This window comes from Sciscionella sediminilitoris, assembly GCF_000737195.2.
Lineage (GTDB): Bacteria > Actinomycetota > Actinomycetes > Mycobacteriales > Pseudonocardiaceae > Sciscionella > Sciscionella sediminilitoris.
Genome location: NZ_JALM01000068.1, coordinates 43,930 through 66,386 on the forward strand (window position 1 = coordinate 43,930; position 22,457 = coordinate 66,386).

The 22,457-nt window shown below is 69.5% G+C and carries 24 protein-coding genes; 19 read left to right on the forward strand and 5 right to left on the reverse strand.

Translation table 11 applies throughout. The features are described from left to right. Position 1: 1 nt before the first annotated feature. Positions 2–1,315, reverse strand: coding sequence for an amino acid deaminase (locus AD72_RS24410; protein WP_051898961.1), 1,314 nt, complete (start codon positions 1,313–1,315; stop codon positions 2–4). Between the two features lie 39 nt (positions 1,316–1,354). Between AD72_RS24410 and AD72_RS24415 the strand changes: the two genes are divergently transcribed. Both AD72_RS24415 and AD72_RS24420 read left to right on the forward strand, forming a co-directional pair. Continuing rightward, a complete protein-coding gene (locus AD72_RS24415) occupies positions 1,355–1,732 on the forward strand; it encodes a RidA family protein (RefSeq protein WP_031468906.1) in 378 nt (125 codons plus the stop codon). Between the two features lie 104 nt (positions 1,733–1,836). Further along, on the forward strand, positions 1,837–2,808 hold the full coding sequence (locus AD72_RS24420) for a translation initiation factor eIF-2B alpha/beta/delta subunit family protein (RefSeq protein WP_031468907.1): 972 nt from the start codon (positions 1,837–1,839) through the stop codon (positions 2,806–2,808). Here AD72_RS24420 and AD72_RS24425 read toward each other — a convergent pair. Then, complete coding sequence (locus AD72_RS24425; protein ID WP_051898962.1) at positions 2,787–3,149, reverse strand: DUF1844 domain-containing protein; 363 nt, start codon at positions 3,147–3,149, stop codon at positions 2,787–2,789. The genes AD72_RS24420 and AD72_RS24425 overlap by 22 nt on opposite strands. Positions 3,150–3,333: 184 nt before the next feature. On the opposite strand from AD72_RS24425, the gene infC reads away from it, so the two are divergent. The 6 genes from infC (at position 3,334) to pheT (ending at position 9,187) form a co-directional block, all read left to right on the forward strand. Further along, the gene (gene infC, locus AD72_RS24430; RefSeq protein ID WP_051898963.1) at positions 3,334–3,990 is read left to right on the forward strand and encodes a translation initiation factor IF-3; all 657 of its coding nucleotides are present in this window, start codon (positions 3,334–3,336) and stop codon (positions 3,988–3,990) included. Between the two features lie 50 nt (positions 3,991–4,040). After that, positions 4,041–4,235 (forward strand): 50S ribosomal protein L35, encoded by a 195-nt coding sequence (gene rpmI, locus AD72_RS24435; protein WP_020502401.1) that lies wholly within the window; start codon positions 4,041–4,043, stop codon positions 4,233–4,235. A 60-nt stretch (positions 4,236–4,295) separates the two neighbouring features. Further along, on the forward strand, positions 4,296–4,676 hold the full coding sequence (rplT, locus tag AD72_RS24440) for a 50S ribosomal protein L20 (protein ID WP_031468910.1): 381 nt from the start codon (positions 4,296–4,298) through the stop codon (positions 4,674–4,676). A gap of 3 nt (positions 4,677–4,679) precedes the next feature. Further along, positions 4,680–5,525: a TrmH family RNA methyltransferase gene (locus AD72_RS24445; RefSeq protein ID WP_082469135.1), complete on the forward strand. Its 846-nt coding sequence runs from the start codon at positions 4,680–4,682 to the stop codon at positions 5,523–5,525. Between the two features lie 114 nt (positions 5,526–5,639). Beyond that, entirely contained in the window at positions 5,640–6,707 is a 1,068-nt protein-coding gene (gene pheS, locus AD72_RS24450) for a phenylalanine--tRNA ligase subunit alpha (protein WP_031468912.1), read from the forward strand. Between the two features lie 2 nt (positions 6,708–6,709). Further along, positions 6,710–9,187 carry a phenylalanine--tRNA ligase subunit beta gene (pheT, locus tag AD72_RS24455; RefSeq protein ID WP_031468913.1) on the forward strand — a complete coding sequence of 826 codons (2,478 nt, stop codon included), beginning with the start codon at positions 6,710–6,712 and terminating at the stop codon, positions 9,185–9,187. A gap of 80 nt (positions 9,188–9,267) precedes the next feature. Here the strand turns inward: pheT and AD72_RS24460 are convergent, their stop codons facing one another. The 3 genes from AD72_RS24460 to AD72_RS24470 form a co-directional block, all read right to left on the reverse strand. Then, positions 9,268–10,470 (reverse strand): acyltransferase, encoded by a 1,203-nt coding sequence (locus AD72_RS24460; protein WP_051898964.1) that lies wholly within the window; start codon positions 10,468–10,470, stop codon positions 9,268–9,270. A 92-nt stretch (positions 10,471–10,562) separates the two neighbouring features. Next, positions 10,563–11,054 (reverse strand): nitroreductase family deazaflavin-dependent oxidoreductase, encoded by a 492-nt coding sequence (locus AD72_RS24465; protein ID WP_037347194.1) that lies wholly within the window; start codon positions 11,052–11,054, stop codon positions 10,563–10,565. Between the two features lie 10 nt (positions 11,055–11,064). Continuing rightward, positions 11,065–11,634 (reverse strand): TetR/AcrR family transcriptional regulator, encoded by a 570-nt coding sequence (locus AD72_RS24470; protein WP_031468916.1) that lies wholly within the window; start codon positions 11,632–11,634, stop codon positions 11,065–11,067. 101 nt (positions 11,635–11,735) lie between these two features. Between AD72_RS24470 and AD72_RS24475 the strand changes: the two genes are divergently transcribed. From AD72_RS24475 to AD72_RS24525, 11 genes are all read left to right on the forward strand, one after another. Continuing rightward, positions 11,736–12,569 (forward strand): putative RNA methyltransferase, encoded by an 834-nt coding sequence (locus AD72_RS24475; RefSeq protein WP_031468917.1) that lies wholly within the window; start codon positions 11,736–11,738, stop codon positions 12,567–12,569. Positions 12,570–12,591: 22 nt separating this feature from the next. Continuing rightward, positions 12,592–13,620: an N-acetyl-gamma-glutamyl-phosphate reductase gene (gene argC / locus AD72_RS24480; RefSeq protein ID WP_031468918.1), complete on the forward strand. Its 1,029-nt coding sequence runs from the start codon at positions 12,592–12,594 to the stop codon at positions 13,618–13,620. Further along, positions 13,617–14,777 (forward strand): bifunctional glutamate N-acetyltransferase/amino-acid acetyltransferase ArgJ, encoded by a 1,161-nt coding sequence (gene argJ / locus AD72_RS24485; RefSeq protein ID WP_031468919.1) that lies wholly within the window; start codon positions 13,617–13,619, stop codon positions 14,775–14,777. The genes argC and argJ overlap by 4 nt, the downstream gene beginning before the upstream one ends. After that, positions 14,774–15,694: an acetylglutamate kinase gene (argB, locus tag AD72_RS24490; RefSeq protein ID WP_031468920.1), complete on the forward strand. Its 921-nt coding sequence runs from the start codon at positions 14,774–14,776 to the stop codon at positions 15,692–15,694. The genes argJ and argB overlap by 4 nt, the downstream gene beginning before the upstream one ends. Continuing rightward, a complete protein-coding gene (locus tag AD72_RS24495) occupies positions 15,687–16,868 on the forward strand; it encodes an acetylornithine transaminase (RefSeq protein ID WP_425480784.1) in 1,182 nt (393 codons plus the stop codon). Before argB ends, AD72_RS24495 begins: the two co-directional genes overlap by 8 nt. A gap of 1 nt (position 16,869) precedes the next feature. Then, the gene (gene argF / locus AD72_RS24500) at positions 16,870–17,790 is read left to right on the forward strand and encodes an ornithine carbamoyltransferase (RefSeq protein WP_031468922.1); all 921 of its coding nucleotides are present in this window, start codon (positions 16,870–16,872) and stop codon (positions 17,788–17,790) included. Between the two features lie 178 nt (positions 17,791–17,968). Next, a complete protein-coding gene (locus AD72_RS24505) occupies positions 17,969–18,475 on the forward strand; it encodes an arginine repressor (RefSeq protein ID WP_031468923.1) in 507 nt (168 codons plus the stop codon). Continuing rightward, on the forward strand, positions 18,472–19,671 hold the full coding sequence (locus AD72_RS24510; RefSeq protein ID WP_031468924.1) for an argininosuccinate synthase: 1,200 nt from the start codon (positions 18,472–18,474) through the stop codon (positions 19,669–19,671). The genes AD72_RS24505 and AD72_RS24510 overlap by 4 nt, the downstream gene beginning before the upstream one ends. Beyond that, a complete protein-coding gene (gene argH / locus AD72_RS24515; RefSeq protein WP_031468925.1) occupies positions 19,671–21,092 on the forward strand; it encodes an argininosuccinate lyase in 1,422 nt (473 codons plus the stop codon). Before AD72_RS24510 ends, argH begins: the two co-directional genes overlap by 1 nt. Beyond that, on the forward strand, positions 21,089–21,559 hold the full coding sequence (locus tag AD72_RS24520) for a GNAT family N-acetyltransferase (RefSeq protein ID WP_037347211.1): 471 nt from the start codon (positions 21,089–21,091) through the stop codon (positions 21,557–21,559). Before argH ends, AD72_RS24520 begins: the two co-directional genes overlap by 4 nt. An 18-nt stretch (positions 21,560–21,577) precedes the next feature. Next, positions 21,578–22,177 carry a DNA-3-methyladenine glycosylase gene (locus AD72_RS24525; protein WP_031468927.1) on the forward strand — a complete coding sequence of 200 codons (600 nt, stop codon included), beginning with the start codon at positions 21,578–21,580 and terminating at the stop codon, positions 22,175–22,177. Positions 22,178–22,457 lie beyond the last annotated feature (280 nt).

Sequence of the window (22,457 nt, forward strand, 5' to 3'; positions counted from 1 at the left end):
ATCAGAAGTAGGTCCGGACGAACTCGAGCACGGTCTCCCCGTCGGTATCGAGTACCGGGATCAGTTGCCACTTGTCGAACACGGTGCACGGATGCGAGGCGCCGAGCCCGATCCAGTCACCGACCCGGATGTCGGCTCCCGGACCGAGTGCGCAGTAGGCGTGCTGATCGTTGAGCTTGGTGACGGTGACCCCGGAAAGCGCAACGGTCTTACCCTCCCTGCGGATCACCTCGGCGCTCGGCATGCCCTGGTCGAAGGAGACATCCCGGCGCCCGAGGGTGAGCAGGGCCAGGTCCGCGTCGGGTTTCGAGCTGACCCGGGCCCACAACCGCATCGCGGGCCGTAGCCGTTCGTATCCGGCCAGTCGCTGATGCGCGCCGAGCGGGGAAAGTCCTTCGTAGAAGCCGGAATCGTGGGTCAGATACGCCCCGCTGCGCAGTACCGGGAGCACGTCCAGCCCCGCGGGCCATGGTTCGGTGAGTACCTCGGTGACCTGATCGAAGTAGGCGCTCCCGCCCGCGGTGACCAGCACCTGCCCCGGAAACAGCGGAGCGCAGCGGTCGACCAGCTCCCGCAGCGCGCGCAGGTAACCGTCCACAGTGGACAACGCGTCGGACTCGGCACCGTGCGCGAGTGCGGCCTCGTAGCCGCCGACCCCGGCCAGCCGCAGCGCGGGTGAGGCGGCCACTGCCTGTGCGAGCTCGACCGCCGCCGCCACATCCCGGACGCCGGTCCGCCCGCCCGCACCACCGAGCTCGATCAGCACCGGCAGCTGGAAATCCGTGCCCGCGAGCGCGTTCTCGGCGATCTCGATCCCGGCGGAGGAGTCGAGGAAACAGCTGAACTCGAAACCGGGATCGCGCGCGGACTCGGCCGCGATCCAGGCGATGGCCACCGGATCCACGAGCTGGTTGGCCAGCAATACCCGGGAAACCCCGAACGCGCGGTACACCCGGACCTGGCTGAACGTGGCCGCGGTGATGCCCCAGGCGCCCGCCCGCAGCTGACGTTCGAACAGCCGCGGTGCCATGGTCGTCTTGCCGTGCGGAGCGAGCGCGATCCCGCGTGCGTCCGCGAGCCGGGCGAGCACATCCACGTTGTGCCGCATGGCCGCGTCGTCCAGCACCAACAGCGGGGAGTGGAATCCGTCAGTGAAAATATTGGGCCGTTCGGCGGCGAATGCTGCGATACTCGTACCGGACGCGGCGGGTGGCATTCCCTTGTGCCGCCAGTCGACGGGGATCTCGTCGGCTTCGGCAAGGGCGTTCGGGTCGATTGTCCCGGGTGTGATCGTCACGCTGTCCGTCTTTACCATCACTGTGCAATGATCGGCAATAGCGGAGGTATCCACCCGATGGCCAAGCAGGCATTCTCCAGCCCGAACGCACCGTCCCCCGCGGCGAAGTACTCCCCGGCCGTGCGCAAGGGGAACATGCTGCAGATCTCCGGGCAGGTCGGCTTCGATCCCTCGGGCACCCTCGTCGGGGACTCCGTGGACGCGCAGACCCGGCAGGCCTTCGCCAATGTCAACACGCTGCTCGCCGAGGCCGGGGCCAGCATCGACGACGTGATCATGCTGCGCGTCTACCTCACCGATCCCGGGCACTTCGCGGAGATGAACGCCGCCTTCGCGGAGTACGTCACCGAGCCCTTCCCGGCGCGCACCACCGTGTACACCGGGCTGAACCCGGGGATCCTGGTGGAGATCGACGCGCTCGCGGTGCTCGACTGAGCGGATTATTCGGAATTTGTCTTCGTGGTGGTTAAGTGTCGAGGACCGTCGCGGGGGCGGCGTACCTGACGACGTGGCCACGAACTTTCGAATACGCTCTGAGCATGTCCGCCATCCCGGTGCCCACGCTGCTGGACAGCGTGCGTATCGAGCCCGATGTGGTGCGCATCCTGGACCGTCGCCGGTTCCCGATGCGCACCACCTGGGTCGAGTGCCGGGATGTCGAACAGGTCGCGGTGGCCATCGAGGACATGGTCACGCAGAGCTGCGGCCCGTTCTTCGCCGCGGCGGGCGCGATGGTGCTCGCCGCGGGACAGGGCCGTTCCCTGGACACCGCGGCGCGGCGGCTGCTCGCCACCCGGCCGACCAACAACGGCATCCGGGAGGCGGTGACCGCACTGCGCGGGGTGGAGCCGGAGCGGATGTTCACCGAGGCGAACCGGATCTCCGACGAGTTCCACGAGCGCGGGCGGCGACTCGGTGCGCACGCGGCCGCGCGGTTCGCGGACGGGGATGTGATCCTGACCCACTGCTGGGGCGATGTGTACGTGATCGGCGTGCTGCGCGCGATCCTCGAACGCGGCGACTCGGTCCGGGTGATCTGCACCGAGACCCGGCCCTATCTGCAGGGCGCCCGGCTGACCGCGCACAGCGTCGCCGAACTCGGCATGGATGTCTCGGTGATCACCGACGGCATGCCCGCCGCGCTGATGAGCCAGGGCCGGATCGACAAACTGCTGACCGCCGCCGACCGGGTCACCATGGACGGGCACGTGGTCAACAAGGTCGGCACCCTCGGCCTCGCGATCGCCGCGCGGCATTTCGGGGTGCCCTACACGGCCACCGTGTTCGCCCCGGACGAGCAGGCCGAGACCGGCTCCCAGGTGCCGTTGGAGGACCGGGACGGTGCGGAGGTACTGCACGCGCTCGGGAACCGCACCGCGAGTGAGCGGGCCACCGGGATCTACCCGGCCTTCGATGTCACCCCGCCGGAACTGGTCGGCGCGATCGGCACCGACCGGGGTGTGTTCGCCCCGGAGCGGGTGCGCGGCTACTACCAGACCGGGCCGGTGTAGCGCTCGCCAGGACCCTGACCCGGTTCATCGGGCACCGCGGACTCCTCGCGGAAGGAACGCTGCAGGGACTGCAGGCCGTCGCGCAGCGGACCGGCGTGCAGTCCGAGGTACTCCGCGCTGGAGGTGACCAGTCCGGCGAGCGCGGTGATCAGCCTGCGTGCCTCGTCCAGATCGCGGCTCGGCGATTCGGCGGGCACCTCGGCGGAGAGCCCGAGCCGTTCGGCGGCCGAGGACATCAACATCACCGCGGCCCTGCTGATGACCTCTACACTGGGGATTTCGGCGAGGTCCCGCTCGGCGATCCCGTCCGGAATATCCTGCCCACCTGGTGCGTTCGACACATCTGATAGGCTGTCATGCGCGACCGGCCCCCGAGCGTTCGGGGGTGGCAAGTGGAGCCCCGCTCCCACCCGAGTCGCCCGCTCAGAACGGGTGTCCGGGTCCGGTCCCGCCGGATTCGTCCGGCGGTGAAGCCTGGCATGACCAGGTGACCGGTCGGAGACGTGGGCCCCGTATGCGCATCGCATGCGGGGCTTTCGGTTTGCTGGGGTTCCACGTGCAGCTCCCGGGCGCGCACGACAGCAACGAAACCAGCTTTACCGAGGAGGCCCCATCAGCTCCGAGTCGCGCATCAATGAGCGCATCCGCGTTCCCGAGGTCCGTCTCGTCGGACCGAACGGTGAGCAGGTCGGCATCGTCCGCATCGAGGACGCACTCCGGCTCGCCGGCGAAGCGGACCTCGATCTCGTCGAGGTCGCCCCGCAGGCCCGCCCACCGGTCTGCAAGCTCATGGACTACGGGAAGTTCAAGTACGAGAGCGCGCAGAAGGCTCGCGAGTCACGCCGCAACCAGCAGCAGACCGTCATCAAGGAGCAGAAGCTCCGGCCGAAGATCGACCCGCACGACTACGAGACGAAGAAGGGCCACGTGGTCCGCTTCCTCGCGCAGGGGCACAAGGTCAAGGTGACGATCATGTTCCGCGGCCGCGAGCAGTCTCGTCCCGAGCTGGGGTTCCGTTTGCTCCAGCGGCTTTCCGACGACGTGCTCGAGTACGGCACCGTCGAATCGGCGCCGAAACAGGACGGCCGCAACATGATCATGGTGCTCGCGCCGACCAAGAACCCGAAGCAGCGGCCCAAGGCGCAGGCCACGACCGATCAGGCGACGACCGAGACCGAGTGACTGGTCTGCCCAGCAACGGTCCAGCCGAAAAGTAGAACAAGGGAATCACCATGCCGAAGATGAAGACCCACAAGGGAACGGCCAAGCGCGTCCGGGTGACCGGGAGCGGCAAGCTGCGCCGCGAGCGTGCGGGACGCCGCCACCTGCTCGAGCACAAGTCGAGCAAGCTGACCCGCAAGCTCGAGGGCACCGCCGAGGTCGCCAAGCCCGATGTGAAGCGGATGAAGAAACTGCTCGGCCGCTGACGCGGTCGCCGGGCACCAAGCACTGACCATTTCCCCCGATCAGATCGACAGGACTTTCACGTGGCACGCGTCAAGAGGGCGGTCAACGCCAAGAAGAAGCGCAGGACGACGCTCGAGCAGGCGAGCGGCTACCGCGGCCAGCGCTCCCGGCTCTACCGCAAGGCGAAGGAGCAGAGCCTCCACTCGCTGAACTACGCCTACCGGGACCGCCGCGCCCGCAAGGGTGACTTCCGCAAGCTGTGGATCACCCGGATCAACGCGGCCGCGCGGCAGAACGGCATCACCTACAACCGCCTGATCCAGGGCCTCAAGGCCGCGGGCGTCGAGGTGGACCGCAAGAACCTCGCCGAGCTGGCCGTGCACGACGCCGGTGCGTTCACCGCGCTGGTCGAGGTGGCCCGCGCGAACGCGGACGCGCAGCCGGTTCCTGGCAAGGACTGAGGGATCAGCGACACAGGCGACACACAGCGACCCGGGGCAGGTTCTTCGGTATTCACCGAGCGAACGCCCCGGGTCGTTGCCGCGCGGAGGCTGATCCGCCGGGCGGAACGCACCAAGACCGGGCGCTTCCTCGCCGAGGGGGCGAACGCGGTCGGTGCCGCTTTGGAGAACGCCCCGGTGGTGCACGAGTTGTTCGTCACCGAGCAGGCGGGGAGCCGCCACCGGGGGCTCACCGAGCGCGCCCGCGACCGCGGGGTCCCGGTGTCCACGATCACCGATAAGGCCGCGGCCGGGCTGTCCGAGACGGTCACTCCGCAGGGGATCCTCGCGGTGTGCGGGCTCATGGATGTGCCCGTGGAAACCGCGCTGGCCGGGAGTCCGCGCCTGGTCGCGGTGCTGGCCGGGATCACCGATCCGGGCAATGCGGGCACCGTGCTGCGCACCGCCGATGCCGCGGGCGCGGACGCGGTGCTGTTCGCCGGGCAGACCGTGGACCCGCACAACGGCAAGTGCGTGCGCGCCTCGGCGGGCAGCCTGTTCCACGTGCCGGTGGCCAGGGAACCCGAGCTGAGCTCCGCACTGCGGGCCTGCCGCGATGCCGGGCTGCGGGTGTTCGGCACCAGCGGAACCGCGCGGCGGCTCGCCTATCCGGGAGCCGAGTGGCTCGCCGGGCCGACCGCGTGGGTGTTCGGCAGCGAGGCACACGGGCTGAGCGAGGCAACCGGGGTTGACGAGTTCCTCGCGCTGCCCATCCACGGTCGCGCGGAGAGCCTGAACCTGGCCGCGGCGGCCTCGGTTTGCCTGTATACATCGGCATTCACCGATCGACCCGAGAACCGCCATGCGTAGGGTCAACCGCGGTGGATACGATCACTGTGCCGGTAAATACCAAACCGACCTCCAGTAAGCCGATCCCCGCTTGGTAAGAGGTTTTCGACCGACCACAGGAGCAGCCCGGAAGCGATGTCAGGCGCAAACGACTCGTACGATCCCAAGCAGGTAGCCGCGCTCAGCGCGGAGACCCTCGATGCCGCCGTCGAGGCAGCGACCGCCGCGTTCGCGCAGGCGGGCGACCTCGACGCGCTCGCGGGTGTGAAGCCTGCCCACCTCGGGGACGGCGCGCCCGTGCTCCTCGCGCGGCGCGAGATCGGCGCGCTGCCCCCGGCTGCCCGGTCCGAGGCGGGCAAGCGGGTCAACGCGGCGCGGGAACGCGTGCAGCAGGCCTACGAGCAGCGCCGCACCGCACTCGAGGCGGAGCGCGACTCCCAGGTGCTGCTCGAGGAGAAGGTCGACGTGACCCTGCCCTGGGACCGGTTCCCGCGCGGGGCACGGCACCCGATCACCACGATGACCGAGCGGGTGGCCGATGTGTTCCTCGGCATGGGCTACGAGGTCGCCGACGGCCCGCAGCTCGAGACCGAGTGGTTCAACTTCGACGCGCTGAACTTCCGCCCGGATCACCCCGCGCGGACCACGCGGGACACCTTCTACGTGGCACCGGAGGACTCCGGGCTGGTCCTGCGCACCGAGACCTCGCCGATGCAGATCAGGGGGCTGCTGAACCGGGAACTGCCGGTGTACCTGGTCTCCCCGGGGCGGGTCTACCGGACCGACACCCTCGATGCCACCCACACCCCGGTGTTCACCCAGGTCGAGGGCATCGCGGTGGACAAGGGCATCACCATGGCGCACCTGCGCGGCACCCTGGACGCGTTCGCGCGCGCCCTGTTCGGGCCGAAGGCGCGCACCCGGTTCCGCCCGCACTACTTCCCGTTCACCGAACCGTCCGCGGAGATGGACATCTGGTTCGAGGAGCGCAAGGGCGGGCCCGGCTGGGTCGAGTGGGGTGGCTGCGGCATGGTCAACCCGAACGTGCTGCGCGCCTGCGGAGTCGATCCCGAGGTCTACTCCGGTTTCGCGTTCGGCATGGGCGTCGAGCGCGCCCTGATGTTCCGCAACGGCATCGAGGACATGCGGGACATGGTCGAAGGCGACATCCGGTTCACCCTTCCCTTCGGAACGGAGGCATGAGCATGCGGGTCCCCGTTTCCTGGCTTGCCGAACACCTGGAACTCAACGAACACGTCAGCACCGATCAGTTCCCGGACGCGCTGGTGCGCATCGGCCACGAGGTCGAGGCCATCGACCGGGTCGGCGAGGTCACCGGGCCGCTGCTGGTCGGCCGGGTCGCCGAGATCGAGGAACTGACCGAGTTCAAGAAGCCCATCCGGTACTGCACCGTGGATGTCTCCGACGATGGGGCGCAGAACCACATCATCTGCGGGGCGAGCAACTTCGCCGAGGGCGACCTCGTCGTGGTGGCGCTGCCCGGCGCGGTGCTGCCCGGCGGTTTCGAGATCGGCGCGCGCAAGACCTACGGGCGGGTCTCCGAGGGGATGATCTGCTCCGCGCTCGAACTCGGGATCGGAGAGGACCACGACGGGATCCTGGTGCTGCCGACCGGTTTCGCCGAGGCGGGCACCGATGCGCGCACCGCGCTGGGCATCCCGGACACGGTGGTGGACCTGGAGATCACCCCGGACCGCGGCTACGCGCTCTCGGTGCGCGGGCTCGCCAGGGAACTGGCCTGCGCGCTCGATCTGCCCTTCGGCGATCCCGCCGGTCTGGAGATCGAGGAACCCGAGGAACAGCCCTGGGAGGTCGAGGTCGAGGACCCGGTCGGCTGCCCGCGCTTCGTGCTGCGCCGGGTCACCGGGATCGACCCGACCGCGCCGACCCCGTGGTGGATGCAGCAGCGGCTGATGGCCGCGGGCATCCGCTCGATCTCGCTCGCCGTGGACGTCACCAACTACGTGATGCTCGAACTCGGCCAGCCGCTGCACGCCTACGACGCCACCCGGATGGACGGGCCGATCGTGGTGCGCCGCGCCAAGCAGGGGGAGCGGCTGACCACGCTCGACGAGGCCGAGCGGGAACTCGACCCGGACGATGTCGTGGTCACCGACAACAGCGGGCCGATCGGGCTCGCCGGGGTCATGGGCGGGGGAACCACCGAGATCTCCGCGGGCACCACCGACATCCTGCTCGAGGCGGCGAACTGGGAACCGGCTTCGATCTCGCGCACCGCGCGCAGGCACAAGCTGCCCAGTGAAGCGGCGAAGCGGTTCGAGCGCGGGGTCGACCCGTTGCTTCCGCCCGCCGCCCTGGAGCTGGCCGTGCGCCTGCTCCAGCGGCTCGGGGACGCCGAGGCCGCGCACGGGCGTACCGATGTGGGCGATCCGCTGCTGCCGAATCCGGTCACCATGGCGATGGATCTGCCCGACCGGGTCGCCGGGGTGCGGTACCCGCGCGGTGTCACGGTCACCCGGCTCACCAAGATCGGTTGCCGTATCGAGGTGTTCACCGCCGAGGACGGCACGCCCATGGTGCAGGCCACCCCGCCGAGCTGGCGCCCGGACCTGACCGAGCCCGCCGACCTCGTCGAGGAGGTGCTGCGGCTCGAGGGATACGACACGATCCCCTCGGTGCTCCCGCCCGCGCCCGCGGGCCGTGGGCTCACCGGGGAACAGCGCAGACTGCGGTCGATCGGGCGAGCCCTTGCCGATGACGGATACGTCGAGGCGCGGCCGTTCCCGTTCGTGTCCCAGGAGAAGCTGGACGCGCTCGGGCTGGCCACCGACGATGCGCGCACCCGTACCGTGCGGCTGCTCAACGCGCTCGACAGCGAGGCGGACCTGCTGGCCACCACGCTGCTCCCGGTGCTCGCGGACACGATGTCCCGCAACCTTTCCCGCGGTCTGCGCGATGTCGGCCTGTTCACCATCGCTCCAGTGTTCATCGCCAAGACCGAACAGCCGCCGGTGCCGAGCGTCGGCGTCGCACAGCGCCCGAGCGAGGACCAGCTGCGGGCGCTCGACGCGGCCCTTCCCGAGCAGCCCGAGCACGTCGCGGTGCTGCTGACCGGAAACCGGCAGCGCGCGGGCTGGTGGGGCAAGGGCGAACCGGCGAGCTGGGCGGACGCGATCGCTTCGGCGCACGTCGTCGCGGACGCGATCGGGATCTCGCTGACCGTGCGGGCCGCCGAGCACGCGCCCTGGCATCCCGGCCGGTGCGCGCAGCTGCGGCACGGCGAGACGGTCGTCGGCTACGCGGGTGAGCTGCACCCGAAGGTGCTCGAACGGCTCGGCCTGCCCAAGCGCACCTGCGCCATGGAGCTCGATCTGTCCGCGATCCCGGTGGCGGACAACAAGATCAATCCGGTGATCTCGGCCTACCCGCCGGTGCTGCTCGATGTCGCCGTGGTGCTGGACGAGACCGTCCCGGCCGCCGAGCTCGCCGCGACCCTGCGCGAGGGCGCGGGGGAACTGCTCGAGGATCTCGCCCTGTTCGATGTGTACACCGGCGAGCAGCTCGGGGAAGGCAAGCGCTCGCTGGCCTTCTCCCTGCGGTTCCGGGCCGCCGACCGAACCCTGGCCAGTGAGGAGGCGACCGCGGCCCGCGATGCCGCGGTGCAGCTGGCAGGGCAACGCCACGGCGCCACCCTGCGCTGAGTACTCCCGCACGAAACTGCGCTGGTCACAAAACCGGCCCGCCCACCGAGGATTCGGTGGGCGGGCCGGTTTTTTTGGGTCTATGCCGTGGGTTTGAGCCCGCCGAGGCTGCGCAGGGTGCTCTTGGCCTTCGCGCTGAGCAGCGGGGCCGAGGGGCGCCCGATGAGCTTCGTCGAGAAGGGCGTGCGCCGCAACAGTTCCACGAGCAGCACCGAACCCGCCACCCCGAGCAGGTACACGATGACCGTGGCACCCATGAACCCGAAGCTGCCGATGAGCTGGCCGAGGAGGTTGTCGTAGATCAGCGAGAGTACGAGCGGGTGGGCGAGGAAGATGCCGAACGCGCGCAGCGTTCCGCCCTGCAGCACCTTGTCCGCCACACTGCCGGGCTGCCTGCGGTCGGCCCACCGGACCCCGATCGCGTACACCGCGAGTACCGCGGGCACGCACCAGATCATCAGGCTCGGCTGCAGCGGATTGCTCGCCGTGAACGGGTGCATGCCCTCGCCGATGTTGGCGTAGTAGTTGATCTGCACGGCGATGAGACCGGCACCGGCGAAACCGAGCATCGCCCAGAAATGCTTGCGCATCCACTCGGTGACCACCTCGAGGTGCATCGCGACCACGCCGCCGATCACGAAGTAGATCAGGTAGCTGGGCAGCACCGAGGTGATGACCTGCCAGTGTTCGCCGAGGAATCCGTCGACCGGCGCGGGCTGGATGGAGAAGAACGAGTCGTAGGCGAACTGGAACGCGATCGCGAGGCTCAGCGTCAGGACCGGCCAGCGGCGCATCGCCCGGAGCACGGCGAGGAAAAGCGGGAAAACGAGGTAGAACTGGATGGTCACCACGAGGAAGTACAGCTGGTACATCGCGCCGCCGGTGATCAGGTTCTGCAGCAGCGCGCGGGCGAAGTCACCGAGCGTCGCATCCGGGGCGTTGATTGCGGTGTAGATCGCCGACCAGACGATGTAGGGCACCGCCACCACGCCGATTCGCTTGCGCCAGAACGAGAACACGCCGGAAGGGCGATCCCGGTAGCCGTACACGAGCACCAGCGCGGTGAGGAAGAAGAACGCGCTGCGGGTGAAGTGCATCGACATGGACACCGCTGCGACATCCGGATCGGCCATGTCGTTCACGCCGTTGACCACGTGCGCGAGGATCACGAACGAGAACGCGAGTACGCGCACCATGTCGATCTGGTGCAGATGGCCGGACCGGGGACGTGATGGAACCTCGCGTGCGCCCGTCGGCGCGAGTGCTGTGGTCGGTGCGCTCACACCGGCAATCCTCGCCCACGAACCTTGGTGGAAATTAGGAAACGGCCCTCAGGCGGGCGGGCTCTTAACGAACTCTTGGGTCTGAGCGCGGTTTAGGCCCGCCCCGGGCGGAAAGCGACGACGGGGCACTCGGCGAGCAGTCGGTGTCGTGCCGCTTCGCTTCCGTCGTAGCGCCAGCCGATCACCCAGCTCAGTCCGCGCCGCACGATGGGCGCGAGCATTCGGTTGCGGTACTCGTAGCGGTTCAGAATCCCGGCCGCTCGCACCGGATCGACCGGGTGCGCCCGCACCTCGAGCCGGGCGGCGCCGAGATCGATCCGCGCGGGTGCGGCGAGCACATTGCGGTACCAGTCGGTTTTCGGTCCCAGCCCGGCGAGCACGTAGATCTCCCCGGCCTCCCGGTCGATGCCGATCACCTCGAGCATGACCCGGTAGCAGCGCCCGGACCGGCGGCCGGTGTGGCTCAGCCGCAGGAACCGTTGCCCGAGCAGCCAGCCGAACTCGTGGTCGTAGAGCGAGCCGAGCACCTGGAGCAGGCGCATCAGCCGGGGTGGCCGGGTTTTGCTCATCCGGGTCGTGGCCATCGGATCCTCCTCAGTCGTCCTGCGGAACCAGTCGCGCGAGCACCTCGTCGATCGCCGTGCTGTCCAGGTTCGGGTCCAGTCCCCGGTGCAGGACGAGCCCGTCGAGCGCGGCGGCCAGGACCGCCGCGGTCGGTTCCGGTGCGGGGACCGTGTGCTCGCCGAGCCAGCGCCCGAGCCGGGTCCGGAACTCGGCGAGGGCTTCGGCGATTCCGGCGTGCAGCTGCTCGTCCCTGCTCGCCGCGAGGTAGGTCTCGATCGCGAGCAGCGAGGCCGGGTCGGTCCCGGAGTAGGCGCGGATCGCGGCGAGCAGTTCCCTGACCGCCCCGGCGGCGGTGTCCGCGCGGGCGAGTACCGCGTCCAGTTCCCCGACGAGCCGGGTGACCAGGCCGAGCGCGGCTTCCCGCAACACGGACTGGATCGAGGGGTAGTGGTAGTGCACCACGCTGCTGCTCACCCCGGCCCGCTCGGCGAGTACCCGGGTGCTCACCGCCGACCAGCCGCGCTCGGGAATGAGTTCGGCCGCGGCGGCCAGCAGCCGCACACGGACTTCCTGGCCACGGGCCGCTGCCGGTGAGCTCACTCTACTGTCCAATCGACCTGAACGAGTGTCCTGTACGAATGACCCGAGACTAGGTCGCGCGGTGGCCGGACGCAAGCCTGTCGCGGGATAAGGTGGTCGCGATGAGCAGGCTCTCGCTCGTCGAGCGGTGGTTGCGCTGCCCGGTGTGCTCCGGGGAGGTCGCCGTCGGCGATTCCGTGCGCTGCGCCGAGGGGCACAGCTTCGATATCGCGCGCCAGGGCTACGTGAACCTGCGCGCGGGGGCGGCGAAACCACCGCGCAATGCCGATACCGCCGAGATGGTCGCCGCGCGGGCCCGGTTCCTCGGTGCGGGGCACTATGCGCCACTGCAGGACCGGCTCGCCGCGCTCGTGGGTACCGCCGGACTGGTGCTCGACGCCGGTTCCGGATCGGGGGAGTACCTGTCCGCGGTGCTCGACGGGGCCCCGGATGCGCGCGGTCTCGCGCTCGATCTGTCCGCGCCCGCGATCCGTCGCGCCGCCAAGGCCCACCCGCGGGCCGCCGCGGTGGTCGCCGATCTGCGCGGGCGCCTGCCGCTCGCCGATGGCGCGGCCACGGTGCTGCTCAACGTGTTCAGCCCGCGGCATGCCGAGGAGTACCGCAGGGTGCTCGCCGCGGACGGGCTGCTGCTCACGGTCACGCCCGGCCCCGGTCATCTCGGCGAACTCGTGCAGCGGCTCGGCCTGATCACGGTCGCCCCGGACAAACCCGAACGGTTGCGGCGCGCGCTCGGCACCGCGTTCGCCGAGACCGCGCGGGAGCCGCTGTGTATCGAGCTCGCCCTGGAGCACGCCGCGGTCGCCGACTTGGTGCTGATGGGGCCGAGCGCGCACCATGTGGACCCGGAACGATTGCGCGCGGACATCGCCGCGCTGCCCGAGCCGGTCACGGTGACCGCCTCGTTCGTGGTGACCAGCGCCACCCGGCTTGGGTGAAATTGCATCTTGGTGCATAATCATTCATATGAAGGTCGCCGTAGCCGGTGCGAGCGGATACGCGGGAGCCGAGCTCCTGCGGTTGCTGCTCGCCCACCCCGAAGCCGAGATCGGAACGCTGTCCGCGGGAGCGAACGCGGGCCGACGATTCGGTGAGCTCGTGCCCGGCCTGTCCCCGCTCGCCGACCGGGTGATCGCCGAGACCGGCCCGGACACGCTCGCCGGACATGACGTGGTGTTCCTCGCCCTCCCGCACGGCAGCTCCGCCGAGCTCGCCGCGCAGCTCGGTGAGAACACCCTGGTGATCGACTGCGGGGCGGATCATCGACTGGAGTCGGCCGAGCACTGGGCGCGCTGGTATGGCGGGGAGTACGCGGGTTCCTGGCCCTACGGCCTGCCCGAACTGCCCGGCGGGCGGGAGCGGTTGCGTGGCGCGAAGCGGATCGCGGTGCCCGGCTGCTATCCGACGGTGTCCTCGCTCGCGCTGGTCCCCGCGCTCGCGGACGGGCTCGTCGAACCCTCGGTGAACGTGGTCGCGGTCAGCGGCACCTCCGGGGCGGGCAAGGCGCTCAAACCGCATCTGCTCGGTTCCGAGGTCATGGGCTCGGCGAGCGCCTATGGGGTCGGTGGCGCGCACCGGCACACCCCGGAGCTGATCCAGAACCTGTCCGCGGTGGCCGGGGGAGCGGTCCGGGTCTCGTTCACCCCGGTCCTGGCCCCGATGCCGCGCGGAATCCTGGCCACCTGCACCGCCCCGCTCGCCCGCGAGCTGTCCACAGTGGATGCTCGTGCGGTCTACGAGCGGGCCTACGGTGCCGAGCCGTTCGTGACCGTGCTCCCCGAGGGGCTCTGGCCCGCGACGAAGAGCACCCTCGGCGCGAACCTGGTGCAGCTGCAGGTCACCGTGGACGCCGAGGCGGGCGTGCTCGTGGTGGTCGGCGCGGAGGACAACCTCACCAAGGGCACCGCCGGTGGTGCCGTGCAATGCATGAATCTCGCACTCGGGCTCGAGGAGACGCTCGGGCTGCCGACGACGGGAGTGACACCATGACCGTGACCGTGCCGAAGGGCTTCCGGGCGGCCGGAATCGCCGCCGGGATCAAGAAATCCGGCGCGCGCGATCTGGCCCTGGTCGTCAACGAGGGGCCCAGTTTCGTGGCGGCAGGCACCTTCACCACGAACAAGGTCAAGGCCGCCCCGGTGCTGTGGTCCCAGCAGGTGCTCGCCGAGCACAAGCTGCGCGCGGTGCTGCTCAACTCCGGCTGCGCGAACGCGTGCACCGGGCCGCGTGGTTTCCAGGACACCCATGCCAGCGCGGAGAAGCTCGCCGGACTTCTCGGGGTCGGCGCGATCGAGATCGCGGTGTGCTCGACCGGGTTGATCGGGGAACCGCTGCCGATGTCCGCGGTCGAGGCGGGCATCGATACGGCGGCCGCGGCACTGGACACCGGGAGCGAGGCGGGCACCGCGGCCGCGAACGCGGTGCTGACCACGGACACCGTCGAGAAGCAGGCGCACACCACGCACGAGGCGGGCTGGTCGATCGGCGGGTTCGCCAAGGGAGCCGGGATGTGCGCGCCGAACATGGCCACGATGCTTTCCGTGCTCACCACGGACGCCGTGCTCGACGCGGAGCTCGCCGACCAGGTGCTCCGCGATGTGGTGACCAGGACCTACAACACCCTGGATGTGGACGGCGGGACCTCGACCAATGACACGGTGCTGCTGCTGGCTTCCGGTGCCTCCGGGGTGCGTCCGGATCCGGAGGAGTTCCGCACCGGGCTGTACACGGTGTGCGCCGATCTGGTCCGGCAGCTGCAGGCCGACGCGGAGGGAGTGACCAAACGGGTCACCATCACCGTGCGCGGCGCGGTCAGCCCGGCGGACGCGGAGACCGTGGCGCGCACCGTGGCCGAGGACGCGCTGGTGTCCACCGCGATGTTCGGCTCGGACCCGAACTGGGGGAGGGTGGCCATGGCGGTGGGCCGTTCGGCGGCGGAGGTCGATCCGGACCGGCTGGACATCACCATCGGCGGGGTGACGCTGTGCCGGGACGGGCTCGCCGCGGGAAACCGGGAGGACGCGGATCTCTCCGGTGCGGAGATCGCCGTGGAGATCGGGCTGAACCTCGGCGCGCACACCGCGAGCGTGCTCACCACCGACCTCTCGCACGATTACGTCGAAGAGAACAGCGCGTACTCCTCATGAGCGGTGTGGATCCACGGATCGAGACGGCGGCGGCGAAGGCGGAGATCCTGATCGAGGCGTTGCCCTGGCTGCAGCGTTTCCACGGCACCACGGTGGTGCTCAAGTACGGCGGCAACGCCATGACCGACGAGTCGCTCAAGCAGGCCTTCGCCGATGACATGGTGTTCCTGCGGCTGGCCGGTCTGCACCCGGTCGTGGTGCACGGCGGCGGGCCGCAGATCTCGGCGATGCTCGAACGGCTCGGCGTCGAGGGCGAGTTCCGCGGCGGGCTGCGGGTGACCACCCCGGAGACCATGGACATCGTGCGCATGGTGCTCGTCGGACAGGTCGGGCGGGAACTGGTCGGCCTGATCAACGCGCACGGGCCCTACGCGGTCGGCATGTCCGGGGAGGACGCCCGGCTGTTCACCGCGGCCCGCCGTCCGGCCATTGTGGACGGTGAGCAGGTGGATATCGGGCTGGTCGGGGACATCGACGAGGTCAACGCCGAGGCGATGCGCGACATCATCGACAGCGGCCGGATCCCGGTGGTGTCCACGGTCGCCCCGGACGCGGACGGCGTGGTGCACAACATCAACGCGGACACCGCGGCCGGTGCGCTGGCGATCGCGCTCGGTGCGGAGAAACTCGTGGTGCTCACCGATGTCGAGGGGCTCTACGCGGACTGGCCGAATCCGGCCTCGCTTTACAGCCAGCTCGACGCGGACGAGCTCGAGCGGCTGCTCCCCGGGCTGGCCAGCGGAATGGTGCCGAAGATGGAGGCGTGCCTGCGCGCCGTGCAGTCGGGTGTTCCGCGCGCGCACGTGATCGACGGCCGGATCGCGCATTCGGTACTGCTCGAAGTGTTCACCAGCAAGGGAATCGGCACGATGGTCTACCCAGGGGAGGCGGCTTCCGATGGAGAGCCCCATGTCTAATGCGGACAATCAGGCGCGCTGGCGCGCGGTGATGATGGACAACTACGGCACGCCGGAACTGACCATCAGCCGCGGGGAGGGCGCCACGCTCTACGACGCGGACGGCGCCGCCTACCTCGATCTGCTCTCCGGGATCGCGGTGAACGCGCTCGGGCACGCGCATCCGGCCATCGTGGCCGCGGTGAGCGAGCAGATCGCGGCTTTCGGGCACACCTCGAACTTCTACGCGCACGAACCGGGTCTGCGCCTTGCCGAGCGGCTGCTCGATCTCGTGGGTGCGCAGGGCAAGGCGCTGTTCTGCAATTCGGGTGCGGAGGCCACCGAGGCCGCGCTGAAGATCACCCGGCTCACCGGGCGCGGCAAGATCGTGGCCTGTGAGGGCGCCTTCCACGGCCGGACCATGGGTGCCCTCTCGGTCACCGGGCAGCCGGGCAAACAGGCCCCGTTCGAGCCGCTCGTGCCCGGCGTGCAGCATGTGCCGTACGGGGATGTGGCCGCGCTCGAGGCCGCCGTGGATGCGGAGACCGCGGCCGTGTTCCTCGAACCGGTGCTCGGTGAGGCCGGGGTGCTTCCCGCTCCGGACGGTTATCTGCACGCGGCGCGGGAGATCACCCGCAAGGCCGGTGCGTTGCTGGTGATCGACGAGGTGCAGACCGGGATCGGGCGCACCGGTTCCTGGTTCGCCTTCCAGCAGGCGGGAATCCTGCCCGACCTGATCACGCTCGCCAAGGGCCTGGGCGGTGGCCTTCCGTTCGGTGCCGTGCTCGGGATCGGTGCGGCGGGCGAGTTGTTCACCCCGGGAACGCATGGCACGACCTTCGGCGGTAACCCGGTGTGCGCCGCGGCGGGCCTGGCCGTGCTGGACACCATCGCGGCCGAGGGCCTGTGCGAACACGCCGCGGTGCTCGGCAAGCACATCGCGAGCGGGGTCGAGGCACTCGGGCACGAGCGGGTGCGCGGGGTGCGCGGACCCGGGCTGCTGCTCGGCATCGGGCTGACCGAACCGATCGCCAAGCAGGTCTCCGGTGCCGCCCAGCGGGCCGGTTATCTGGTCAACGCGGTCGCCCCGGACACCATCCGGCTCGCCCCGCCACTCGTGCTCAGCGAGGAACAGGCGAACACCTTCGTTTCCGAACTACCGTCCATTGTGGACGCAGCAGGCGAGGAGTCCTGACATGCCGAAACATTTCTTGCGCGACGACGACCTGACCCCGCAGACTCAGCGCGCCGTGCTCGATCTCGCCGACGAGCTCAAGGCCGAGCCGCTGAGCCGGAACACCTTGCACGGCAAGTCCGTCGCCGCGATCTTCGAGAAGAACTCCACGCGCACCAGGCTTTCCTTCGAGGTCGGCATCAAACAGCTCGGTGGGCACCCGGTCGTCGTGGACGGACGCTCCATGCAGCTCGGCCGCGAGGAGACCATCGAGGACACCTCCCGGGTGCTTTCCCGGTACGTCGATGCCGTCGTGTGGCGGACCTTCGCGCAGAAGCGCATCGATTCCATGGCCTCGGTCTCCCGGATTCCGGTCATCAACGCGCTCACCGACGAGTTCCACCCGTGCCAGATGCTCGCCGATCTGCAGACCATCCGGGAACGGCTCGGCGGCCTCGCCGGGGTCACCGCCACCTACCTCGGCGACGGTGCCAACAACATGGCGCATTCCCTGCTGCTCGGCGGTACCACGGCGGGGATGCACGTGCGGGTCGTCGCGCCCGAGGGATTCCAGCCGCTGCAGGAGGTCGTGCTCGACGCCAAGAAGCGGGCGAGCGAGACCGACGGCAGCGTTACCGTGTTCACCGACCCCGAGGACGCCGTGGCCGGTTCCGATGTCATCGTCACCGACACCTGGACTTCGATGGGGCAGGAGAACGACGGCAAGGACCGCGTCCAGCCCTTCCGGCGACTGCAGGTCAACGCCGAACTCATGGCACGGGCCAACTCCGGTGCGATCGTGCTGCACTGCCTGCCCGCCCACCGCGGCTGGGAGATCACCGACGATGTGCTCGACGGGCCGGCGAGTGCGGTGTGGGACGAGGCCGAGAACCGCCTGCACGCCCAGAAAGCGCTGCTCGTATCCCTGCTGGAGGCGCGATGAACCCATCCCAGACGGTGAGCCCGGGCCGTCCGTATGCGCGACCATCCACAACGGTTCCGGCCGTCCACAGATTTTCGCGAACGGTTTCTCCCAGTCCCCGCGCCGATATACTGGATGCGGGGTCGCCCCCCGGTGAGGGCGGGGGATGTGCGGGGGTGGCGAAAAGGCGTGGGCGGTCATGACCACCGCAACCACCCGGGTCGCGCGGCAGGCCAAGATCAGCGAACTCGTCGCCACCCACCAGCTTCGCAGCCAGAGCGAACTCGTCCGGCTCCTCGCCGAGCACGGCATCGAGGTCACCCAGGCCACGCTGTCCCGGGACCTCGACGAACTCGGCGCGGTCAAGCTGCGCGCGGCGGACTCCGGCGCGGCCGTCTACGTCATCCCCGAGGACGGTTCCCCGGTACGCGGGGTGCAGGGCGGGACCGGGCGACTGTCCCGGCTCCTCGGTGAACTGCTGACCTCGGCGGACGGGGCGGGAAATCTCGCGGTACTGCGCACTCCGCCCGGTGCGGCGCAGTTCCTGGCAAGCGCGATCGACCGGTCGACCCTCGCCGAGGTTGTCGGCACGATCGCCGGGGATGACACGATCATCGTCATCGCGCGCGAACCACTGACCGGCATGCAGCTCGCCGGGAAGTTCATGGCATTGGTGAGCAACACAGAGCAACAGGAGGAAGAATGACTGAGCGGGTAGTACTCGCCTACTCGGGCGGGCTGGACACATCGGTGGCGATCGGCTGGATCGCCGAGGAGACCGGGGCCGAAGTGGTCGCCGTCGCCGTGGACCTCGGCCAGGGCGGCGAGGACCTGGAAACGGTGCGTAAGCGGGCACTCGACTGCGGCGCGGTCGCCGCGGAGGTCGCCGACGCACGCGACGAATTCGCCGAGCAGTACTGCCTTCCCGCCGTGCACGCGAACGCGCTCTACATGGACCGGTACCCGCTGGTCTCCGCGCTGTCCCGGCCACTGATCGTCAAACACCTCGCCGACGCCGCCAAGAAGCACAACGCGAGCACCGTGGCGCACGGCTGCACCGGTAAGGGCAACGACCAGGTGCGCTTCGAGGTGGGGATCGGAGCACTCGCCCCCGACCTCAAGGTCATCGCGCCCGTCCGGGACTACGCGTGGACCCGGGAGAAGGCGATCGCCTGGGCCGAGGAACGCAAACTCCCCATCGACGTGAGCAAGAAGTCCCCGTTCTCCATCGACCAGAACGTGTTCGGCCGCGCCGTCGAGACCGGTTTCCTCGAGGACCTGTGGAACGCCCCGACCAAGGACGTCTACTCCTACACCGAGGACCCCACCCAGTGGAAGGCGCCCGACGAAGCGGTGATCACCTTCGACAAGGGCACCCCCGTCGCCATCGACGGCCGCCCGGTCACCGTGCTCGAGGCGATCCAGGAACTCAACCGGCGGGCCGGCGCGCACGGCATCGGCCGGCTCGACATGGTCGAGGACCGGCTGGTGGGCATCAAATCCCGTGAGGTCTACGAGGCCCCCGGTGCGATCGCCCTGATCACCGCGCACCAGGAGCTGGAGAACGTCACCGTCGAGCGGGACCTCGCCCGCTTCAAGCGGACCGTCGCCCAGCGCTGGGGCGAGCTGGTCTACGACGGCCTCTGGTTCTCCCCGCTCAAGGACGCCCTCGACACGTTCATCGACGACACCCAGCGGTACGTCTCCGGAGACATCCGGATCTCCATGCACGGCGGCAGCGTCACCGTCACCGGGCGCAGCTCGGGTCAGTCGCTGTACGACTTCAACCTCGCCACCTACGACGAGGGCGACTCCTTCGACCAGTCGCTGGCCAAGGGCTTCGTGCAGCTGTGGGGCCTTCCCTCGAAGATCGCCGCCAAGCGTGAACAGGGGCAGGCCTGATGGCCGAGCAGGACAAACCGACCGCGTTGTGGGGCGGCAGGTTCGCCGGCGGGCCTGCCGAACCGCTCGCGAAACTCTCCGTCTCCACCCACTTCGACTGGCGGCTCGCGCCCTACGACATCGCCGGTTCGAAGGCGCACGCCCGGGTGCTGCACCGCTCCGGGCTGCTCAGCGAGGAGGAGCTCGACGGCATGCTCGCCGCGCTCGACCGGCTCGCCGAGGACGTGCGCAGCGGTGAATTCGTGCCGAGCCCGGACGACGAGGATGTGCACACCGCGCTGGAACGAGGGCTGCTCGACCGCGCCGGCGGCGAACTCGGCGGCAAACTGCGCGCCGGGCGCTCCCGCAACGACCAGATCGCCACGCTGCTGCGGATGTGGCTGCGGGAATCCGCGGCCGAGATCGTCGGCGGCGTCCTGGACGTGATCGAGGCGCTGCTCGAGCAGGCGAACCGGCACCCCGAGGCTCCGATGCCCGGCCGCACCCACCTGCAGCACGCCCAGCCGGTACTGCTCGCGCACCACCTCGGCGCGCACGTACAGGCCCTGCTGCGGGACATCGAACGCATCCGTGACTGGGACAAGCGCGCCGCGGTGAGCCCCTACGGTTCGGGTGCGCTCGCCGGTTCCTCCCTCGGGCTCGACCCGCAACTCGTGGCCGAGGAACTCGGCTTCGACGCATGCGTGGAGAACTCGATCGACGGCACCGCCTCGCGGGATTTCGCCGTGGAGTTCGCGTTCTGCCTCACCACGCTCGCGGTGGACCTCTCCAGGATCGCTGAAGAAGTGATCATCTGGAACACGGCCGAATTCGGCTACGTCACCCTCGACGACGCGTGGTCGACCGGGTCGAGCATCATGCCGCAGAAGAAGAACCCGGACATCGCCGAGCTGGCCCGCGGCAAGAGCGGGCGCATCATCGGGAACCTCACCGGACTGCTCGCCACCCTGAAAGCGCAACCGCTTGCCTACAACCGGGACCTGCAGGAGGACAAGGAACCGCTCGTGGACTCGGTCGAGCAGCTCGGACTGGTGCTGCCCGCACTCGCCGGGATGCTCGGCACGCTCACCTTCCACACCGACCGGCTCGCCGCACTGGCACCGCGCGGGTTCACCCTGGCAACCGACATCGCGGAATGGCTCGTCCGCCAGGGTATTCCGTTCCGTCAGGCGCACGAGGCCGCCGGACAGTGTGTCCGGGTCGCGGAGCGGACGAACAAGGGGCTCGAACACCTCAGCGATGCCGAGCTCGCCGCCATCGACCCCGCGCTGACCCCCAAGGTGCGCGAGGTGCTCACCGTGCGCGGCTCGATCGAATCCCGCGACGGCTACGGCGGAACCGCGAGCGCGCGGGTGCGCGAGCAACTGCAGCGCGCCGCGGAACGCGCGAACGGGCACCGGGAATGGGCAGCTGCCCGGTGATCGAGATACACGAAGTGCGCAGGGCACGGCTCGGTGAACTCGCCGAGCTGTGCCGCGCGCACGCCGAATACGACCGGCGGTTCGAACCGGCGATCGCACCGCTGCCCGATGACCTGGCCGAACGGCTCGACCGGCTGCTGTTCACCGAGAAAAGCCTGATCTGCCTCGTCGCCGAGGAAGAAGGCGAACTACTCGGCTACGTCAGCGGTTTTGCCACGCCGAGTACCTGGCGCGGCGACATCTACTACACGATGGACTGCCTCTACATCGCCGAAAACCACCGCGGCGCACGACTGGGAACCCGGCTCGTGGACGCGATGCGCGAAGCCGCCGAATCCGCGCACGCGGGCCGGTTGCGGTGGCAGACCCCGCTGGACAACGATCGGTCGAAGGGGTTCTACGCGCGCTACGGAGCCGGGAACGGCCTCGGGCACGCCGACAAGCGCACCTACGTTCTCCCGCTCTAGCCCTAACCTGGTGCCGTGCTGTTCGAACGCGAAGAACTCGCCATCGACCCCGTGGACGCCGCCCGGATGCTGCTCGGCTCGGTACTGCGCACCGACCAGGTCGCCGTGCGCATCGTGGAGACCGAGGCCTACCGCGGCGCCGACGACCCGGCCTCGCACTCCTACCGCGGCAAGACGAAACGCAACGCCGTGATGTGGGGACCGGCCGGGCACCTCTACGTCTACTTCACCTACGGCATGCACTTCTGCGCCAACGTGGTCACCATGACCGAAGGCGAGGCGGGTGCGGTCCTGCTTCGCGCGGGCGAGGTCATCGAAGGCGAGGAACTGGCCCGCAAACGCCGGCCCGCCGCCAAACGCGACCGGGACCTCGCCAGCGGGCCCGCCAAACTCACCAGCGCACTCGGTCTCGACACCGAAGCGAACGGTGTCGACCTGCTCCGCAGCAGTTCCCCGGTGCGCCTCGAGCGCGGGGACGATGGCGACGCGTTCACCATCGACAGCGGCCCCCGAGTGGGCATCAGCGTCGCGCAAACCCTGCCCTGGCGATTCTGGATCGAAGGAAAACCCCAGGTCAGCACCTTTCGCGCAGGCGGAAAGCGCAGCGGGCGCCGATAGTTCGCGAGGCCTGGGTCACATCGGTCTCACACCGTCGGTGAGAGGATCGCTCGAAGTACGCCCCTGCTGACCAAGGGAGGGGTGCTGACCTCGGCGAACGCCCGTCGACGCGAAAAGGGGACCCCCCTGTTTCGGGCCCGTTCGGCGTCGTGTAACTTTATCTCCGTCAGCGCGACACGGACCCGGCCGAGAGCGGGGGGCGGGCGCTGGCGGAACCCAAGCCCTGTAACTCATTCCGAGTGATATCGGATGCGGTTCGGTGTGCGTGTGTTCTTTGAGA

Excerpts from the sequence above, each read along its gene's own strand:
- AD72_RS24410 (WP_051898961.1), bottom strand. The coding sequence starts at position 1,315 with ATGGTAAAGACGGACAGCGTGACGATCACACCCGGGACAATCGACCCG.
- AD72_RS24415 (WP_031468906.1), top strand. The coding sequence starts at position 1,355 with ATGGCCAAGCAGGCATTCTCCAGCCCGAACGCACCGTCCCCCGCGGCG.
- AD72_RS24420 (WP_031468907.1), top strand. The coding sequence starts at position 1,837 with ATGTCCGCCATCCCGGTGCCCACGCTGCTGGACAGCGTGCGTATCGAG.
- infC (WP_051898963.1), top strand. The coding sequence starts at position 3,334 with ATGCGGGGCTTTCGGTTTGCTGGGGTTCCACGTGCAGCTCCCGGGCGC.
- rpmI (WP_020502401.1), top strand. The coding sequence starts at position 4,041 with ATGCCGAAGATGAAGACCCACAAGGGAACGGCCAAGCGCGTCCGGGTG.
- pheS (WP_031468912.1), top strand. The coding sequence starts at position 5,640 with ATGTCAGGCGCAAACGACTCGTACGATCCCAAGCAGGTAGCCGCGCTC.
- pheT (WP_031468913.1), top strand. The coding sequence starts at position 6,710 with ATGCGGGTCCCCGTTTCCTGGCTTGCCGAACACCTGGAACTCAACGAA.
- AD72_RS24465 (WP_037347194.1), bottom strand. The coding sequence starts at position 11,054 with ATGGCCACGACCCGGATGAGCAAAACCCGGCCACCCCGGCTGATGCGC.
- AD72_RS24475 (WP_031468917.1), top strand. The coding sequence starts at position 11,736 with ATGAGCAGGCTCTCGCTCGTCGAGCGGTGGTTGCGCTGCCCGGTGTGC.
- argJ (WP_031468919.1), top strand. The coding sequence starts at position 13,617 with ATGACCGTGACCGTGCCGAAGGGCTTCCGGGCGGCCGGAATCGCCGCC.
- argB (WP_031468920.1), top strand. The coding sequence starts at position 14,774 with ATGAGCGGTGTGGATCCACGGATCGAGACGGCGGCGGCGAAGGCGGAG.
- AD72_RS24495 (WP_425480784.1), top strand. The coding sequence starts at position 15,687 with ATGTCTAATGCGGACAATCAGGCGCGCTGGCGCGCGGTGATGATGGAC.
- argF (WP_031468922.1), top strand. The coding sequence starts at position 16,870 with ATGCCGAAACATTTCTTGCGCGACGACGACCTGACCCCGCAGACTCAG.
- AD72_RS24505 (WP_031468923.1), top strand. The coding sequence starts at position 17,969 with ATGACCACCGCAACCACCCGGGTCGCGCGGCAGGCCAAGATCAGCGAA.
- AD72_RS24510 (WP_031468924.1), top strand. The coding sequence starts at position 18,472 with ATGACTGAGCGGGTAGTACTCGCCTACTCGGGCGGGCTGGACACATCG.
- argH (WP_031468925.1), top strand. The coding sequence starts at position 19,671 with ATGGCCGAGCAGGACAAACCGACCGCGTTGTGGGGCGGCAGGTTCGCC.